Genomic DNA, 16,999 nt, shown 5'->3' on the forward strand with positions numbered 1-16,999 from the left:
GAATGCCGACTGTATGTTAAGGAGGGAACCTATGTCGTGCTGCTGAACATCAAACGAACGCCTGGCGAGAAAATCGCGGATATCGTCATTCTGGTGCTCGCCGTCTTGGTCACCGTCATCATTCTGTATCCGCTCGTGTTCGTGCTGTTTGCTTCATTCTCCGATCCGCGTCAAATCTGGGACAAGCCGCTGCTGTTATATCCGGCCGGCTTCAATCTCGATTCGTATGCCAAGGTGTTTGAGAACGGCGAAATATGGCGCGGGTACCTGAACACCATCCTGTATGCCTTCCTGGGAACTGCCATCAACCTGATCATGACGGTGCTCGCCGCCTATCCGCTGTCCCGCAAACGGTTCTACGGTAAAGGTCTGTTTACGATGCTGTTTGCGTTTACGATGTTTTTTGGCGGTGGTCTGATTCCTCTGTATTTGGTCAATAAGCAGCTTGGGCTGCTGAACACGGTATGGGCGCTTGTGCTGCCGGGGGCGATCAGCGCCTACAACATGATCATCATGCGCACCTATTTCCAGACGCGGATTCCGATCGAGCTTGAAGAAAGCGCCTATGTGGACGGCTGCGGCGATTTTCAGATGCTGTACAAAATCGTGCTCCCGCTGTCCATGCCCATCATTGCCGTCATGCTTCTGTTCTACGGCGTCGGCCATTGGAACTCTTACTTCGATGCGATGATCTACTTAACGGATCGGGAGAAGTTTCCGCTGCAGCTTATTTTGCGGGAAATTCTCGTGCAGAACGATTTCAAGGAGATGGCCGGCATATCGGTCGGGGCTGAGTATGCGGACCAGATGATGGTGAAGGAAGGGCTGAAGTATGCGATTGTCGTCCTGTCCGCGCTGCCGCTGCTTCTGTTGTATCCGCTGCTGTCGCGTTTTTTCGAGAAAGGCATCATGGTGGGAGCGATCAAGGGATAACACGGGGATTCAAGCAGGAACAGCCCGATTTCTTGGCTTGGACCTCATAAAGATGGAAAGAGGGGATTGTTGATATGAGAAAAAGACTTCAATTTCTGCTTGCCTTGACCCTGACATTCTCTTTGCTCCTGTCCGCCTGCGGCGGGTCCGGGAGCGAGGCTTCTCCGGAGCCTTCCGATACCGAAGGGGATCCGGGAAGCATTACACTGCATATCGTGAAGCGCGGTTATACGGATGTTCATCCTCCGGCCGATCAGCTGTGGATGTGGCAAAAATACGAGGAGATCTCCGGCATTAAGGTCGAGTTCGAGGAACTTGCCGGCGCAGCCGTAACGGAGCGGAAAAACGTCATGCTCGGCTCCAACGATCTTCCCGATGCATTTTATCGCATCGCCTTCGGAACGGACGAGCTGATGAAATACGGCAAACAGGGATTGTTCATACCCCTTGAGGAATTGATCGAGGAGCATGCACCTAATTTGCGAAAGCTGCTGAACGAGAATCCGGACATCAAGGGAGCGATCACGATGTCCGACGGACACATCTACGCGCTGCCCTATGTCGACTTCTCGAAGGCATTTAATTCCGTCCGGTTATATATCAATAAATCCTGGCTGGATGAAGACGTTCCGAAGACGACCGCAGAGCTCCGCGAGGCGCTGAAGAAGGTAAGAGAGAAGGATGATACCCGCCTGGGCTGGGTCCTTGAGACGCAGTATTGGACCTTCCTGGAAAGCTTCCTCGCAGGCAGCTTCGGCATGGGAGAAGGCGGCGCCAAGGCGTTCGGCCAATATTTGTACAAGGACGCCGATGGACAGGTGAAAACGACGTTCAACGATCCGAAGTACCGGGAGCTTCTGCGGTATATGAGCGATTTGTATAAAGACGGCTCGCTTGCGCAGCAAAATTTCACGACCGGCTACGACTACGCCAAATGGTCGGCGGACGGCGCGAGCGGAAAGATCGGCTCCTTCGTATGGGAAGGCCCTGGATATATCGGCAAGGAGGCTGCCGAGCAGTACGTTGGCATTAACGCGCTGGAAGGACCGAACGGGGACAAGGTTGCCGGCACGCTCGGACCGCCTGCCAAAGGCATATTCGGATTCATCATAACGAACAAAAACAAGCATCCGGTCGAAACGATCAAATGGATCGATTACTTCTACGGCGAGGAGGGCATCAACTTCGGCACCTTCGGGTTAGAGGGCGAAACATACGATCTTGTAGACGGCAAGCCGAGGTACAAGGAAGACATCTTGAATTATAAGGGAGGCGTGCAGCTCGGGGCGTTCCAATACGTCGACAATGTGTACGGTGCGTATTACCCTTATGTGGAGCCGGACGATGAGCTGCGGATGGCTGCAAGAGGGACAACGGTAGCCGACGAGATTAAGGCGGACCCGGCTGAGCTGGATGAATTCGCCCCGAAGGAGCTGTGGCCGGATTTCGTGCCGACAGATGAGGAAGCGAACACGACGAGCGCAATCTTGACCGATATCAATAAATATATCCAGGAAATGAGGGTCAAGTTCGTGACGGGGAAGGCCAGCTTAGATACCGATTGGGACGGATACGTCAAGACGCTCGACAAGATGGGGGCCAAGGAGTACCTGGAAATCAAGCGTGCGCAATACGAACGATATTTGAACGTCAAATGATCCTATGGCATTGTTCACGAGCGATTGCCGAGACTGCTGTGTAAACGATCGCTTGCCCGGTATGGGCGTACGGCAGCGGGCGATTTCCGTGCAGCGAGTTTACATGCCGATGTTAGAAACGCTATAATTTAGCGTAACAAGCGAGATACGTGCAAGTACGTTAAAGATGGGATGAGAGCGAAGTTGACCAAAGACAATAAACCGCTGTACAGCGTTATGATGGACGAGCTGAAATCACAAATTGTTTCGGGCCGCTACCCTCCCGAATCCCAGCTGCCCACGGAGGCCGAGCTGAGCTCGGCCTTTGGCGTGAGCCGCATTACGACAAGAAGAGCGCTCGAAGAGCTCGAGCGGGAAGGCTTGATCTACCGGATTAAAGGAAGCGGGAGCTTCGTCAAACCCAGGAGCCGCGGGCAAGATGGAAGAGAGGAAGGCACCGGAAAAATGATCTCCCTGATCCTGCCCTCGGAGGATGACCGGGGCACGATGGGGTACATTCGCGGCGCATCGGACTGGCTGAATGCGAATGGCTACTACTTGAGCATTCATCAAAGCGATTACGACTCCCAGAAAGAGCGGGATCTGCTGGAAATGCTGACGCGAAAAGGAATAGCGGCAATCATCCTGTATCCCAGGAACGATCAGACGAATTATGATATCCTTCACCGGCTTACGCTGGAGGACTATCCGATCATTACCATTGATAAATATTTCGACAGCCTTCCGCTCGGAGCGGTCGTATCAGACAACTACAGCGGCTCGTACCAGGCGGTATCCCGACTCATCGAGCTCGGCCACCGCAAAATCGCATTCCTGACGGCTGTAAGCATTGAATCTACTTCCTCGGTCCGGGACAGGTATTTCGGCTATTGCCAGGCGCTTAAGGATCACGGGATTCCTCTTGACAGCCGATATATTTGGCTGAATATGAAGGGATACCGGGAACAAGTCGGCGCGGAGCGATTCTATAACGAGCTGCTTGATTCCTACCGTGCGGAGGGCATCACGGCCGTTCAGACCGAGAATGATCTTATCGCCGCCAACCTGCTGAATCTGTGTCTGGACAGAGGAATCCGTATTCCGGAGGATATTTCGATTATTGGGTTCGACAACAATCCGGTCACAGAGCATGTCATCATACCACTGACGACGGTTGAACAAAACTTTTATGAAATCGGACGCCAGGCCGCCGAGATTATCGTGAACTGGCTGGAAATGGGCAAGCAAGCCTCGGGCAAAATCCTGGTGCCGGTCAAGCTGGTTGAGCGAGGAACAACGGCTGTTGCGCCGCGAAGCGGGCTCCCCGATTAGAGAGGATGAAGGAAATCTCTTTCAGCACGTGCGATCCTATGTATTAGTCAGGCAATATTTCCACATCTTAAACTTTGTATATGCCAAGAACCCGCGCGATAATGATCGGCGGGTTCTTGGTGCTTGCCGAGCCTATGCTGTGAGTTTAGGTTTCCCTATTAAACAATGCCAAAACCAAAGGAGCTAGCAATGATAACCAGAAGAATAAAGAGAACCAGGATTGCTCCTATGGAGTAGCCTCCGCCATATCCGTTTACTTCACCCACAAGGAAACCTCCACTCATCTCCGAATACTTAATACTATGTTTAGGTTGATATGTTTGATTGGGTTTAAAGCAAGTTGTGTTGTTGTACATAGTCTGAGGGCGAGAAACCGGTGTGTTTTTTAAACATCCGATAAAAATAGGAAGTGTCGTAATAACCCAGATAGTCTGCGATATGTGTGATGCTCATGTCCGAGTGAATCAGCAGGCTGCAGGCTTCCTGCACCCGCAGCTGGTGCATATATCGAATCGGAGATTGACCGTGCACCTCTTTGAAAAGGGCTGCGGCATAGCTCGGAGAGCGATGGATTAATCTCGCCAATGCATCGATTTCTATCGATTCGCGATAATGCTCCAGCAGATAGGATTTGATGGTATCCGCGTAGTTTCGTTTGCTGGGCGCAAGCTCAGTCTTTTCGAGCTCACGGGCCAGCATCCCGATCAGCTCCTGCATGATGCCTTGACAGATCATCGTGCGGTAGCTTTTGCCGCCCCGCATTTCCTCGTATAATCGCTCGCAGCGGCGATAGGCATATTGAATATGCGTAAGGTTGAATTTCATGAATTGCCCTGCGTCCAGAAATGGAATTCCAGTTGGCTCTTGGCGATCCAGCGTAAATAGAATCGTATGCTTCTGATGCGGGGTATCGTTCCAATTGCCGCCGCTTCTTCTGGTAGACTGAGGGATAAAGAGCACGTCTTCTTTTTCCGCAATCACTTCTTCTCCGTTGATCTCGTATCTTACCTTGCCTGCTCTTACTACAACAAGGACGTTGTATGCAATCGTCTCCAGCTGTGTCCGCCAATTTGGGATGTAATCATCAAAATTCACGCTCATCAATTGGAACACATTCGAGCACCTCGCAGTGATTTTATACCTATAGCCTAGCATATTTATACTTGCTTTGAGTAGAATTTCGTTCGCTTCTATGATCTTCTTGTATGAAAATTGGAATGGAATCGTACACCAAACCAGCGAAATGTACATCGACTCCGCATGCATCGCGGCCTATAATTTCAAGCAACGACACATTGACCATTTTATTTGTAGCTTCAACAAGTCGGAAGTGGATAACGAAGAGGAAGGGAACGATGTGGATATGAGAGTATTGCTGCTGGATTTGGATTCAACCAGACCGGATCATCTCGGCTGCTACGGTTATCATCGCAATACATCGCCCAATATTGACCGGATTGCTGCGGAAGGCGTACGTTTTGACAATTACTATACCTCGGACGCGCCATGTTTTCCTTCAAGAACGGCATTAATGACCGGCAAGTTCGGCATACATAACGGCGTCGTCGGTCATGGGGGCACGGCTGCCGACGTGCGGCATGAAGGCATTGCCCGCGACTTTCACGACAAGCTCGTAACGGAGAGCTTTCCCGCAATATTCCGCCGGGCCGGCATGAAGACGGCCTTGATCAGTCCGTTCGGAGAACGCCATTCGGCATGGACCTTTTATGCGGGCTTCAATGAAATCTACAATACCGGTAAGAGCGGCATGGAGTCTGCCGAAGAGGTATCGCCAGTCGTTCTGGATTGGCTGGAGCGCCATGCGGATGAGGACCAATGGATGCTATACGTGAATTTTTGGGATCCGCATACACCGTATCGTGCTCCCCAGTCGCTGGGAAATCCCTTCGAGCATGATCCTCTGCCTGCTTGGATTACGGAAGAGGTGCTTCAGGAGCATCGGAAGAAGGTTGGCCCGCATGGAGCAAACGAAATTAACATGTATAATAGTGAAGTATCCCCCAAATATCCGCGACATCCAGGGGAGATCAAGTCGATGGAGGATTTGCGGATGATGGTGGACGGCTACGATTGCGGCATTCGCCATATGGACGAGCATATCGGTGCGATCTTCGAATTGCTGGAGAATAAGGGAGTCATGGATGATCTGGTCATTATCATTACTGCGGATCATGGCGAGAACATGGGGGAGCTTGGGATTTATGGAGAACATGGTACGGCGGATCAGGGAACGTGCCGCATTCCGATGATTATCCGGGGACCTGGGATCAAGAAGGGAATTACGGACCCCGCGCTTCATTATCATCTGGATCTACTGCCTACGATGGCGGACTATCTGAACGTCGCTCCGGCTGCAAGCTGGGACGGCATCAGTTACGCCGATAGCCTGCGGACAGGGCAAGGGAGCGGCAGAGAGTATCTGGTCGTATCGCAATGCGCCCATGTTTGTCAACGAAGCGTTCGTTTCGGAGAATGGCTCTACATTCGGACCTATCATGACGGCTTTCATCTGTTCGACAAAGAGATGCTGTTCCATATTTCCGAAGATGTCCATGAACAGCATAACCAAGCGTCTCAAAGACCGGAGCTTTGCAGGGAAGCGGTCTATCTGCTGAATGAGTGGCATGATCAGATGATGTCCACGATGCCGTTTGACGTGGATCCGTTGTGGACGGTCATGAAAGAGGGGGGACCTTACCATGCCAAAGGTCATCTGCCGCGATATATTGAGCGCTTAAAGAATACAGGCCGGGGAGAAGCGGTACCGGAGCTGATGCGACGTCATCCTCGGGAGTTTGTATAATAGAAAACGATGTTGCAGTGAATGGATGCAGGATAACCGCTCTAATATGGTTGTCCTGTTCTCTGTATCAAGGATTAGGAGGAATCGAGCGTGGGAGAACATCATTCTTGCTGTACGGGATCCAGAGCGAACGTTCAGCTTGCGGAAGCCGATCGGAATGAACAACCTGTCATGGTGCGTGAAAGCCTTGACCATAAACCGTCTCAAGCGGATGTTCATACGGACATGATAGCAATCCCTGAGGGGACGTTTATGATGGGCACGAATTCGAAAGAAGGCTTCCCAAGTGACGGTGAAGGGCCGGCGCGGAGCGTTACGGTTTCCGGATTCGAAATTTCGCCGTATGCCGTAACGAATAGGGAATATCAACGCTTTGTAGAGGACACCGGTTATGTAACGGAAGCTGAGAAATTCGGATGGTCGTTCGTATTTGAACTGCTGGCCTCAGATGAGACCAAAGCTAAAGTGACGCAGGTTCCGCAAGAAGCGCCTTGGTGGCTGGTGGTGGAAGGCGCTTACTGGGCTGCACCCGAGGGAGCAGCCTCGACTCTCGAAGGCCGGATGGACCATCCGGTGGTACATGTCTCGTGGAATGACGCCATGGCGTATTGCGAGTGGGCCGGCGTGCGGCTCCCGACGGAAGCGGAATGGGAATATGCCGCGCGCGGGGGGTTAGAGGACAGGACCTATCCATGGGGCGATCTGCTGAAGCAGGATGGAGAACACGAGTGCAATATTTGGCAGGGCAAATTTCCGATCAAAAACAACGCCAGCGACGGGTATATCGGGACGGCGCCCGTTGATGCCTACAAACCGAATGGTTACGGATTGTATAACGTGTCCGGCAATGTGTGGGAATGGTGCGGCGATTGGTTCAGCCCGTCCTATCATCAACAAACATCCGCCAGTAACCCGTTCTACGCAGAGCCAACCGGCAGAAGGTCTATGCGCGGGGGCTCGTACCTGTGTCACAGATCCTATTGCAACCGGTACCGCGTGGCAGCCCGCAGCGGGAATACGCCCGACAGCTCGACGGGCAATTGCGGTTTCCGAGTTGTAAGAGATTCCTTGCCTCGATGATAGAAAACATGCTACAATTCGAATCGAAACAGAAATGTTTTGTTTAGTATGCACAAAGAAGGCAAGGTGAAGGAAATGGTACGCGCTTCAGCACGCCAGCATATTCTTAACGTGGCATCAGAGTCGTTCTACCGCGAAGGCATTCGTTCCGTTGGGATCGATACCATTGTTGAACGAGCCGGTGTGAGCAAAGCCACGCTTTATCGTCATTTCCCGACCAAGGACGATTTAGTTATGGCATACCTCCAAGAACAGGATCATATCAATTGGGAGCACTTTGACGAAGTGATCGCCGAAAAAGAGGGAAAACCTAAAGAGCAGTTACTGGCTTTGATCGATGCGACGATCGAGATGCTCGAGCCGGGTTATCATCGAGGCTGTCATTTTCTAAATGCTCTTGCTGAATTTTCCGAAGAAGATCACCCTGTCCATTTACTCGCCGTAGAGTACAATCGTGCCATACGTCAGCGTTTATCCCGTTTGACACAGTTGGCCGGTGTGAATGACGATACATTGACAGATCAACTGATGCTTGTCATTAACGGCGCGTTGTCCTCCGTTTCGGTTTATGGATTCTCGGGACCTGCGGCACAGCTTAAGGCGTTATCTACACATTTGATTGAATTATATCTTGGTCAAACGAACGAATAGATTTAACCACGAACCTAAAGCGAGTTAACGGCTTTAGGTTTTTTTTGCGCCTTAAATTGACAGGGACATGAACGAACGGGGCTGAAGGGGATAAAGGATATCGCACGGATAAGCAATCAAGCCTTGCATCATTGGGATGGAATCTTCCCTTTCCCATAGACTTTCCCATAGACATGGAAGAAATATCTTGACACGATTATGAACCGTGTTGTATTGTTTTCTCAAACGAAACAAAACAGTTTCGTTTCACTAATGGAAAATTGGAGGAATTTATATGAGTGATGTAACAGTGATCGGTTTAGGACCAATGGGTACCGCCCTCGCACAGGCGCTGCTCCGAAATGGTCATCGCGTTACCGTATGGAATCGGACGGTTGAAAGAGCAGAAACTCTCGTCAGGGACGGGGCAATTCTAGCTCCCAATGCAGCTTCTGCTGTAGCTTCCAGTCCGGTAACGATCGTCTGTGTAGCCAATTACAAGATCTCTTACAGCGTGTTGGACACACCTGAGGTTACGGCAGCCCTCGCCGGCCGAGTGTTCGTGCAGCTAAGCACGGGGACTCCCCAAGAGGCTAGAGATAATGCAGCATGGGCACGGGAGCATGGAGCCGATTATCTGGATGGGGCCATCCCCGCCACACCACCGCAAATTGGAAGACCGGACACGACAATTTTTACATCAGGCTCGAAATCGGCTTACGAGAAAAGTGAGGCCCTGCTCAAGAGTCTGGCTGGAAACGTTCCCTACCTGGGAGAAAAGGTCAGCGCAGCATCCACAACGGATCTGGCATTTCTGTCTACGCTATTCGGTTCCATGATGGGATTCTTTCATGCGGCGCGCATCATTGAATCCGATGGCCTGCGCGTAGATGAATTCGGGTCCATGATCTCTGCGATCTCTCCAGCAATGGGAGAAATGATCAAATACGAAGGGGATATGATTCAATCCAATACGTTTGATCAGCCGCAAAGTTCACTTAACACCTGTTTGGTAACCGTAAAAATGTTCGTGGAGCAAGCGCGGGAGGCGGGAATCAACGCTGAGTTTCCAACATTCGCCCTGGGCCTCTTCCAAAAAGCTGTGGATTCAGGTTATGGGAACGAAGAGCTAGGCGCGCTTGTCAAAGTGCTGCGTTAAGTGAAATGAAATGTTTGTACTTGCATGGAAGCACTCTGGGTTGAGATCAAAAATAGGGGAACACTCGCCTAAGTGGAAACAAAACCGTTTTGTTTGATTAGTATATTTAAGGAGGCTATGTTGTATGAATCAAAATGATCAACGATCAAAACATGAAGCGACGTCAGCAAGGGAACGTAACCGTCCATCTGTAACCATAATCGGTCTGGGCCCGATGGGCCAAGCGATGGCAGCCGTATTCCTGGATCGGGGCTATGAGGTAACCGTGTGGAACCGGACTGCCGGCAAATCGGACGCTTTAGCAGCTAAGGGTGCCATTAAAGCGTCTAGTGTTGACGAGGCGATAGCTGCGAATGATTTAATTATCCTCAGTCTCACGGATTATGACGCGATGTACGCGATCCTAGAACAGGCTGCAAGGGACTTGAGCGGTAAAGTCTTCGTCAACCTGAGCTCAGACACTCCGGAAAAAGCCAGAGAGGCGGCGAAGTGGCTCGAAGCGCGCGGAGCACGCCACCTAACGGGCGGCGTACAGGTCCCGCCATCGGGTATCGGCAAAGCGGAATCCTCAACATACTACAGCGGTACAAGAGAGGTTTTTGATGCCCATAAAAAGACGCTTGAGGTCCTGACGGGGGCCGACTATCGGGGCGAGGATCCGGGGCTTGCAGCGCTGTACTATCAGATTCAGATGGATATGTTCTGGACCTCCATGCTCAGTTATTTGCATGCCCTTTCTCTTGCAGGCGCGAATGGCCTCACGGCTGAGCAGATCCGCCCCTATGCCATTGAGACGATGAAATCACTGCCGATGTTCATCGAGTTCTATACGCCTCGGATCGATGCTGGCGAGCATCCAGGGGATGTAGACCGGCTCGGCATGGGCGTGGCGAGTGTCGATCACATTGTACATACGAGCAAGGATGCCGGCATCGACGCATCCCTTCCCGCAGCTGTCTTAGAGGTGTTCAAGCGAGGTGTGGCTAATGGTCAAGCGGGGAATAGCTTCACCAGTCTGATCGAAGTATTCAAGAAGCCCGCTCCATCGGCCTGAATAAATCCCAATTGTTTAAACCCACTGATCACTCAGGATCAGTGGGTTTATTTGATGGGTTCCATTCACGCAGATCAGCGAATGAAGCGAAGAAGCATTTGAAGGGGAATATACCCGATTAACGCTCTTCCCAGGACATGACGTATTCCGCATGACCGGTATCCTCATCAACCGTTTCTTCAACAACAGAAAAGCCGTGGCGGGAATAAAAACGAAAGGCGTTCTCATTCTCTTTATACACTTTAAGCTCGAGCTTAGGGCCGCGTTCCTTGACGGATTGAAGCAGGGCCAACCCATACCCCTTGCCTTGCTCGCGAGGATGAACGAACAAAGCAGCCAAGGCATGTTGAACGGTCGATATAAAGCCGACTATTCCGGCTGCTTCTTCCAGCACATACGTTTCGGCCATTGGTAAATACACGGACCGCATGTCCTTTTCTTTGGACTCCCAGTATTCCTGGGGAATGAAGTGGTGGGCCTCTTTCGAGGCAGCCAGCCAAATGTCGATAACGCTGTCCATATCGTTATCCGTCATCAATCGAATCTGCATATCGTATTCACTCCAGTATAAAACATCGTATTTTAGGACACATGCCCCGTATTGTAAAACCTTTCCTGCACCGTGTCAAACCTGGAAGCCATTTGACCATCTGCATAAAAGGTGATATATTTATCACATAAAGAGACAAATAAATCACATCTGAGAGGAATGATCGGGATGAAAATGGTTCTTCGTATCGGGATGGGCCTGCTCTGGATCGGGATTGGCATTCAACGTATTATCCAACAATCGTATCCGCTGGCTCTATTATTTCTAGCAGGAGGCGTTCTATTTGTTTATGCAGGCTGGAGAAGTTGGAAATTCCGCAATCAATGACGGGAAGCAGCAGCAGCATTTGTTAAGCATGACCGGACTTTGCGCCTGGTACCGGACGGAAACGGACGCCGTCATTTCGAACCTTCATTTGGAAATCGGCCCTAATCAAATCATCGGTTTGGTAGGATTGAACGGAGCCGGCAAGAGCACGTTGATCCATGTTCTGAGCGGCATTCACCGGCATTATTCGCTTGAGCGGCTGAAGTGGAGGAACGAGGATGCATCGCTGACCAGCCTTGCGTTTAAGCGAAACCGGTATACCGTGTTTTCGGAGGACGAATCGTTTGAGTATTTCACGTTCGAGGAATATGTGAGACATGTGTTCCGGTCCTACGGACGAGAAGTTCGTCACGATACCTTGGATGAACTTGTTGAAGGATTCAACTTTCAGAAATACCGGAACGCGTTCTTGGGCCAATTATCGATGGGCAGCCGGAGGAAGGCCTATCTGATCACGGGATTTGCACTGCGTCCGGAGCTGCTGCTGCTGGATGAGCCGGTCAACGGGCTGGATTTTGAGAGCACGGAGTTTTTGTACCGGTTGATGAATGAATACAGGAGCTATGGGACGATTTTGTTTTCTTCCCACGTACTTGAGAGCCTGTGCTTAACCTCGGACAGCATCATCATTTTGGAAGCCGGATCAATCCGTCACACTTTCCTGCAAGGAGAGATGGATCCCGAGCACATTAGAGGTGTACTGAACAAGTGATCTCGACATTTCATGGATTCGCCAAAAAGCTCCTCGGGGCGCGTTACGACCGATTGTGGAAGCATGCCATAGCCTTAGCCGCGATCTTTGCGGCGCTGAGCAGCCTGGATCGCCATTATGAGGTGTCCTTGCTCGTATTTATGACGGCCATAACCGTATTTACGTTTGGTATCGTACTGAAGACCTTGGCATCGGACGATAACCGGAGGAAGCTGAAAGGAGCGTTCATGCTTCCATTTGCGCCAGGCATGTTCAATGCAGCCTATTTTTATGCGGTTGCTCTATACACCCTGGTTACCAAGACTTCGTACATTCTCGTATTTTACATGGCATTTTCGTCCTTTACGGCTATTTATATACCGGCATTTCTGCTTAGCTTTTTGAATGCGGGCCTGACTGCTTTCGTAATATTCGCCCAGATGAACAGCGGTAAAAGGATAACTGCCAGTCTCTTGCTGCTCATCCAAGCAGCCCTCTGTCTTCTCCCCGAGCCGTCCTATCGGTTGACGGGACTGCTGATCAGCACCATCCTCCAAGGGCTCGTGCTGCATCGGACGGATTCTTACCGATTCTACAAGGTCTCGAGGATGAAGGATAACCAAGCGGCACCGCTTCGAAGCTCTTCGTTCCTGCGGTACATTGTACGGTATCTAATCTCGCATAAAAGCTATTTATACAATACGCTGGCGTTATGTATATTTGCGGGTTTCATGGCGTTTATGCTCGAGCAGATGCATCTGGACTCGTGCCTGCCGCTCGCATTTGCGGTTCTGTCCTTTAACACGCCGATCGGCATCCTGCTATCGAGCAATCGCGGGCTGCACCGGAAGATCCAAATGCTGCCAGGCCAGCTTCAACGTACCGTTGTTCCGTATGGTCTGTTTATATTGACCGTAAACCTGTTCATCTACATGATCTTCTTAGTCTCCTGGCTTCTATTTCATGGGTCCGTAGAAATCGTGTATTATGTAATTAGCATCGTATTTGCCGCCCAGTCCGCCATTGCAGCCGTTTGGCTCGAGTGGAAATATCCCGTGCACAAATGGCGGGTGGAGAGTGACTTATGGCACCATCCCCGCAAATATGCCGTTCCGCTGATGATGTGCCTGCTGGCAGCCGCGGTGATGAGCATGGATGCAGCCGTATACCTTATCGCTCTGCTGGTAGGGATCGAGGTGGCGTTGATTTTTAACCGCAGGAGAGGAATCAGGAATGTATAAGGGACAGAGGAAGCGTTACGTACGGATTGGAAAGCACGGTTGGCTGCTCGGTTTATTGGGGTTTAACGGACTGCAGTATTTTAAGACCCATGATCCAGCCATGTTGTTTTACTTTAGTTTTTTTAGCTTTTTCAGTTTCTATTTCAATGGGAAGCTGGCAGAGGAGATGCCGGATGAACGGTATTACATGAATGCTCAGAAGGCGAGGTCCATCACCATGTGGGTGCCGGCCGCATGTTTGTTTATCATTGGAATGGGCAGCATGTTCGCCTTCGTAACGAGAGAATTCATGATTATCGTGAGCGCAGCGGGTTGGGCAGCTACGTTTCTGACGTATTCCATAACTTTTTATTATCTGGATAAATATTGTTAGGTGGATGCCCATGGAACCATTCAAATGCAATTTGAAAAAGTACAGGCAGTTAGCGGGAATGACCCAAGATGAGCTGGCGGGCAAGGTAGGGGTTCGCCGAGAAACCATCATCCGTCTGGAGGCGGCAAAATACAATCCCTCCTTAAAGCTGGCGATTGATATTTCCCGTGCAGTTGGAGCGCCCATTGAGGAGCTGTTTATATTCGACTAAACATACGATGATGCATTTGATGGGCCATAGCATCAGCAAATGCGTCATTTCGTACGCCTGTGTAAAAACCAAATGGTTCTTGAAAAAACTAATTAGTCATAATACAATAACATGTATCCATAAAGCGGATGGTCGTTTCGTCTCACAGGGCGGCTCAGCTTGTTAAGGTTTCTCCAGCCCGTTATCCCTGTTGTGAGACCGATCCAGTTACTTCCTAGTTTCGTTGAATGCTGAATATGGAAGGTTTTAAATAATTTTCGATATTTTGGATTTTATAGGATTATTATGCAACCTTTTGTCTTATCTAGCGTCTGGTATATGTATATCTAATCATAGGAGGAATACATCAATGAATATGAATCGTAAGAAAACCGTTTCTCGTCTCGTCGTAACAAGTATGGCAGTGGCTCTTCTCGCATCGCCGATTTCTTCCATTTTGCCGGGGCAGGGACATGTAGCTTCTGCTGCGTCAGCTGAGGACAAGTCTTCCTATAATCTGAAACCGATGTGGACGAAGACGCTGGGAGATCCGAGCAAGATCAGCCCCCAAACCACATTAATTAAGAACAGCCTTTACTATTCCGTCGGGAAGAAATATATTGCTTTTGACGCGTCGGCAGGCAAAACCCGCTGGACGTATCCTGCGACCGCGGTCTCGCAGACCGTCACAGACGGTAAATCGGTATGGTTTACGGATGCGACTGGCCGATTGATCAAGCTCAATGCTGCAACAGGGAAGCTGCAATGGAAGGTTAAAACCCAATCCCAGCCAGCTAAGAAAGAAAGCTATGTGAATCACAGCTTGCATGCAGCCGATGGTGTGATCTATGTCGGGGATGCGTTCGGACTGACGGCCTACAACGCATCAAACGGAAAGGTGAAGTGGAAATTGAAGGGCGGCGCCCATGGGTACAAACTGCTGCAAACAGGCAAAATCCTTGTTGCAACCACGACTATCGACGGTGCTTTGACCACGAGCGGGTTACAGGGAATCGATCCTCAGAACGGCAAAGTAAAATGGACACAAAACGACGGTGACCATCAGGACATTCTCTTCTCGAATGACAAATCGTTCTATTCGCGAGACGTAACCGAGGGCATCGATGCCGGATATGCAGCTAACATCAATGAAATTAGTTTGACCAACGGAAAAATTATGGCTACCCGATCCTACATACCGGTGGATTTCGTGGAAGATCAAAGTGCATCGGATGTCGTATCCGATGGAGAGTATTTCTATGTCATTGAAAAGTATGATGAGACTCAAAAGAAAGCTGTGGTCTCCCGCTTCAAAACAGTCAGTCCTTCCAAATCCGAGCCGGAAAAAACTTATTCGTATGAAGCGAAAGTGACCGAATGGTCCCTCGGCGATTCGGGCATCGCCTATGTAAGACTTGAGAACGGCAAGCTGCTAATGCTCGATACGAACAGTGGACGTACGCTGGCCTCCGCTCAATACAAAGGCACACCATTGCCGACGCTCATCGGACAAGACGTGCTTGTCGTTCAGCATGGCGGGCAGATCAGCGGTGTGAAGAAACCTGTTGCTCAGTAACATATCCCTCAACACCAATAGCTGACGAGCCAGACTCATTTCAGGTTAGCTTCTTCATGCAGCAGCCGCTAAACACAAGGTTTCTTGCGTTTAGCGGTTTTTTTCGTATCCAAAAAAGCGGTAATGACATGGATCTTCTTCGATGCATGCCGCGATGCTCGGATGGAAAGAGAGAGTTGGAATGTTTACACATGAGCTCACGATTTCTGCGACTTTGTATCCAAATCCGTTCTGGTTCTTTTATATCAACAGTCACTATGAATAGCGGCAGGCTGTTGGTATACTATCTTTAGCCGAAATGGACACTAACAATAGATTCATCAACGGATAGTGTAGCGGGTGGCAATTTTTATGAAAGGTGATGAGATTTCTACGGAGCATGAATGATAAAACAAACGAAAAATGAATGAAACGAGACGTTAAATGACAACGTAAATAGCGAAAGGGGATACGGGAAACCATGTAAGTCGGAAAATCCCCTTTGCTTCAATGCTTGGAGGTTAAAAGCAAGAAGCTTGTCATGACATTCTAAACATCAGAGAGGGGAAGTAACTGTTGGAGTCACTTTGGTTGGAGTATGCATGGGCATTACTAATTCTTATTGGATTGGAAGGCTTACTATCTGCGGATAATGCCCTCGTTCTGGCGGTAATCGCGAAGCACTTACCGGATGACCAGAAGAAGAAAGCCATCAATTACGGAATTATCATGGCTTTTGTTTTTCGTTTCGCCGCCCTGTTTGCCATATCATTTATTGCGAACGTTTGGCAAATTCAAGCGATCGGGGCTGCTTATCTGCTGTACCTTGGCTTAAAACATATAATCAAAGCGCGTTTTGGCAAGGAAAACAAGAACATCCGCGAGGATATAAAGAAAGATGCTGCGGGCAAAGGCTTCTGGCCTACCGTAGGTAAAATTGCTCTTGCTGACCTCGCCTTTGCGATTGACTCCATTCTTGCTGCAGTGGCTTTAGCGCTGGGCCTTCCGGATTCGCCGCTTGGAAATTTCGGTGGAATGGACGGCGGAAAATTTATCGTTGTCCTGCTTGGCGGCATCGCCGGGCTCATCCTGATCAAATTCGCGGCGACATGGTTTGTTAAGCTGCTTGCTCAACGGCCGGCACTGGAGACCACGGCATATGCCATCGTAGCATGGGTTGGGGTCAAGCTCGTCGTGATTACATTAGCTCATGAGGATATCGCTGTGCTGGATCATCATTTTCCACATAGCACAGCCTGGACGTTGATCTTCTATGGTGTATTGGTGGCGATAGCCCTTCTCGGTTGGTTTGCGCCTGCGAACAAAAAACAATCACAAGCCGATCCACTCTAGGTTAACTCTGAGCTTCACTATATGAAATGACAGATGGCCATCCAGTAAAGGGTGGCCATTTTACGCAAAC

Annotated in this window: 16 protein-coding genes and 1 pseudogene; 14 read left to right on the forward strand and 3 right to left on the reverse strand. The window is 50.1% G+C overall.

Features of this window, described 5'->3' with window-relative positions:
- Window positions 1–36 precede the first annotated feature (36 nt).
- From NST44_RS19650 to NST44_RS19660, 3 genes are all read left to right on the forward strand, one after another.
- Entirely contained in the window at window positions 37–933 is an 897-nt protein-coding gene (locus tag NST44_RS19650) for a carbohydrate ABC transporter permease (RefSeq protein ID WP_007128239.1), read from the forward strand.
- 74 nt (window positions 934–1,007) lie between these two features.
- Window positions 1,008–2,591, forward strand: a complete 1,584-nt coding sequence (locus NST44_RS19655; RefSeq protein WP_007128238.1) for an extracellular solute-binding protein — start codon at window positions 1,008–1,010, stop codon at window positions 2,589–2,591.
- Between the two features lie 183 nt (window positions 2,592–2,774).
- Complete coding sequence (locus NST44_RS19660) at window positions 2,775–3,902, forward strand: GntR family transcriptional regulator (protein ID WP_007128237.1); 1,128 nt, start codon at window positions 2,775–2,777, stop codon at window positions 3,900–3,902.
- A 158-nt stretch (window positions 3,903–4,060) separates the two neighbouring features.
- Here NST44_RS19660 and NST44_RS19665 read toward each other — a convergent pair whose 3' ends face one another.
- Window positions 4,061–4,186: a YjcZ family sporulation protein gene (locus tag NST44_RS19665; RefSeq protein ID WP_340900455.1), complete on the reverse strand. Its 126-nt coding sequence runs from the start codon at window positions 4,184–4,186 to the stop codon at window positions 4,061–4,063.
- Window positions 4,187–4,232: 46 nt separating this feature from the next.
- A complete protein-coding gene (locus tag NST44_RS19670) occupies window positions 4,233–5,015 on the reverse strand; it encodes a helix-turn-helix domain-containing protein (protein WP_007128236.1) in 783 nt (260 codons plus the stop codon).
- A 250-nt stretch (window positions 5,016–5,265) separates the two neighbouring features.
- Here NST44_RS19670 and NST44_RS19675 point away from each other — a divergent pair, with 250 nt between their 5' ends.
- The 5 genes and pseudogenes from NST44_RS19675 to NST44_RS19695 form a co-directional block, all read left to right on the forward strand.
- A complete protein-coding gene (locus NST44_RS19675; RefSeq protein WP_040738222.1) occupies window positions 5,266–6,726 on the forward strand; it encodes a sulfatase family protein in 1,461 nt (486 codons plus the stop codon).
- 90 nt (window positions 6,727–6,816) lie between these two features.
- Window positions 6,817–7,806, forward strand: coding sequence for a formylglycine-generating enzyme family protein (locus NST44_RS19680; protein ID WP_007128234.1), 990 nt, complete (start codon window positions 6,817–6,819; stop codon window positions 7,804–7,806).
- Between the two features lie 75 nt (window positions 7,807–7,881).
- Window positions 7,882–8,457 carry a TetR/AcrR family transcriptional regulator gene (locus NST44_RS19685; protein ID WP_040738221.1) on the forward strand — a complete coding sequence of 192 codons (576 nt, stop codon included), beginning with the start codon at window positions 7,882–7,884 and terminating at the stop codon, window positions 8,455–8,457.
- Between the two features lie 274 nt (window positions 8,458–8,731).
- Window positions 8,732–9,595, forward strand: coding sequence for an NAD(P)-dependent oxidoreductase (locus NST44_RS19690; protein WP_007128232.1), 864 nt, complete (start codon window positions 8,732–8,734; stop codon window positions 9,593–9,595).
- A 121-nt stretch (window positions 9,596–9,716) separates the two neighbouring features.
- Window positions 9,717–10,649: pseudogene (locus NST44_RS19695) on the forward strand (NAD(P)-dependent oxidoreductase); the annotation flags it as partial.
- Window positions 10,650–10,767: 118 nt separating this feature from the next.
- Here the strand turns inward: NST44_RS19695 and NST44_RS19700 are convergent.
- Window positions 10,768–11,199, reverse strand: coding sequence for an N-acetyltransferase (locus tag NST44_RS19700; protein ID WP_007128230.1), 432 nt, complete (start codon window positions 11,197–11,199; stop codon window positions 10,768–10,770).
- A gap of 289 nt (window positions 11,200–11,488) precedes the next feature.
- Between NST44_RS19700 and NST44_RS19705 the strand changes: the two genes are divergently transcribed.
- The 6 genes from NST44_RS19705 (at window position 11,489) to NST44_RS19730 (ending at window position 16,929) form a co-directional block, all read left to right on the forward strand.
- Window positions 11,489–12,238 (forward strand): ATP-binding cassette domain-containing protein, encoded by a 750-nt coding sequence (locus tag NST44_RS19705; RefSeq protein WP_034273169.1) that lies wholly within the window; start codon window positions 11,489–11,491, stop codon window positions 12,236–12,238.
- Window positions 12,235–13,458 carry a hypothetical protein gene (locus NST44_RS19710; protein ID WP_007128227.1) on the forward strand — a complete coding sequence of 408 codons (1,224 nt, stop codon included), beginning with the start codon at window positions 12,235–12,237 and terminating at the stop codon, window positions 13,456–13,458. The genes NST44_RS19705 and NST44_RS19710 overlap by 4 nt, the downstream gene beginning before the upstream one ends.
- A complete protein-coding gene (locus NST44_RS19715; protein WP_007128226.1) occupies window positions 13,451–13,831 on the forward strand; it encodes a DUF3796 domain-containing protein in 381 nt (126 codons plus the stop codon). The genes NST44_RS19710 and NST44_RS19715 overlap by 8 nt, the downstream gene beginning before the upstream one ends.
- A gap of 10 nt (window positions 13,832–13,841) precedes the next feature.
- Entirely contained in the window at window positions 13,842–14,042 is a 201-nt protein-coding gene (locus tag NST44_RS19720) for a helix-turn-helix transcriptional regulator (protein ID WP_007128225.1), read from the forward strand.
- Window positions 14,043–14,391: 349 nt separating this feature from the next.
- Window positions 14,392–15,597, forward strand: a complete 1,206-nt coding sequence (locus NST44_RS19725) for an outer membrane protein assembly factor BamB family protein (RefSeq protein ID WP_340900456.1) — start codon at window positions 14,392–14,394, stop codon at window positions 15,595–15,597.
- A 555-nt stretch (window positions 15,598–16,152) separates the two neighbouring features.
- Window positions 16,153–16,929, forward strand: coding sequence for a TerC family protein (locus NST44_RS19730; protein ID WP_040738123.1), 777 nt, complete (start codon window positions 16,153–16,155; stop codon window positions 16,927–16,929).
- Window positions 16,930–16,999 lie beyond the last annotated feature (70 nt).

The sequence above is a fragment of the Paenibacillus sp. FSL W8-0919 genome (assembly GCF_038003785.1).
Lineage (GTDB): Bacteria > Bacillota > Bacilli > Paenibacillales > Paenibacillaceae > Paenibacillus_AQ > Paenibacillus_AQ lactis.

What these genes read in the sequence shown, in the direction of transcription:
- NST44_RS19720 (WP_007128225.1), top strand. Translation starts at nt 13,842, where the DNA reads ATGGAACCATTCAAATGCAATTTGAAAAAGTACAGGCAGTTAGCGGGA.
- NST44_RS19700 (WP_007128230.1), bottom strand. Translation starts at nt 11,199, where the DNA reads ATGCAGATTCGATTGATGACGGATAACGATATGGACAGCGTTATCGAC.
- NST44_RS19715 (WP_007128226.1), top strand. Translation starts at nt 13,451, where the DNA reads ATGTATAAGGGACAGAGGAAGCGTTACGTACGGATTGGAAAGCACGGT.
- NST44_RS19675 (WP_040738222.1), top strand. Translation starts at nt 5,266, where the DNA reads ATGAGAGTATTGCTGCTGGATTTGGATTCAACCAGACCGGATCATCTC.
- NST44_RS19690 (WP_007128232.1), top strand. Translation starts at nt 8,732, where the DNA reads ATGAGTGATGTAACAGTGATCGGTTTAGGACCAATGGGTACCGCCCTC.
- NST44_RS19725 (WP_340900456.1), top strand. Translation starts at nt 14,392, where the DNA reads ATGAATATGAATCGTAAGAAAACCGTTTCTCGTCTCGTCGTAACAAGT.
- NST44_RS19665 (WP_340900455.1), bottom strand. Translation starts at nt 4,186, where the DNA reads ATGAGTGGAGGTTTCCTTGTGGGTGAAGTAAACGGATATGGCGGAGGC.
- NST44_RS19655 (WP_007128238.1), top strand. Translation starts at nt 1,008, where the DNA reads ATGAGAAAAAGACTTCAATTTCTGCTTGCCTTGACCCTGACATTCTCT.
- NST44_RS19685 (WP_040738221.1), top strand. Translation starts at nt 7,882, where the DNA reads ATGGTACGCGCTTCAGCACGCCAGCATATTCTTAACGTGGCATCAGAG.
- NST44_RS19705 (WP_034273169.1), top strand. Translation starts at nt 11,489, where the DNA reads ATGCAGGCTGGAGAAGTTGGAAATTCCGCAATCAATGACGGGAAGCAG.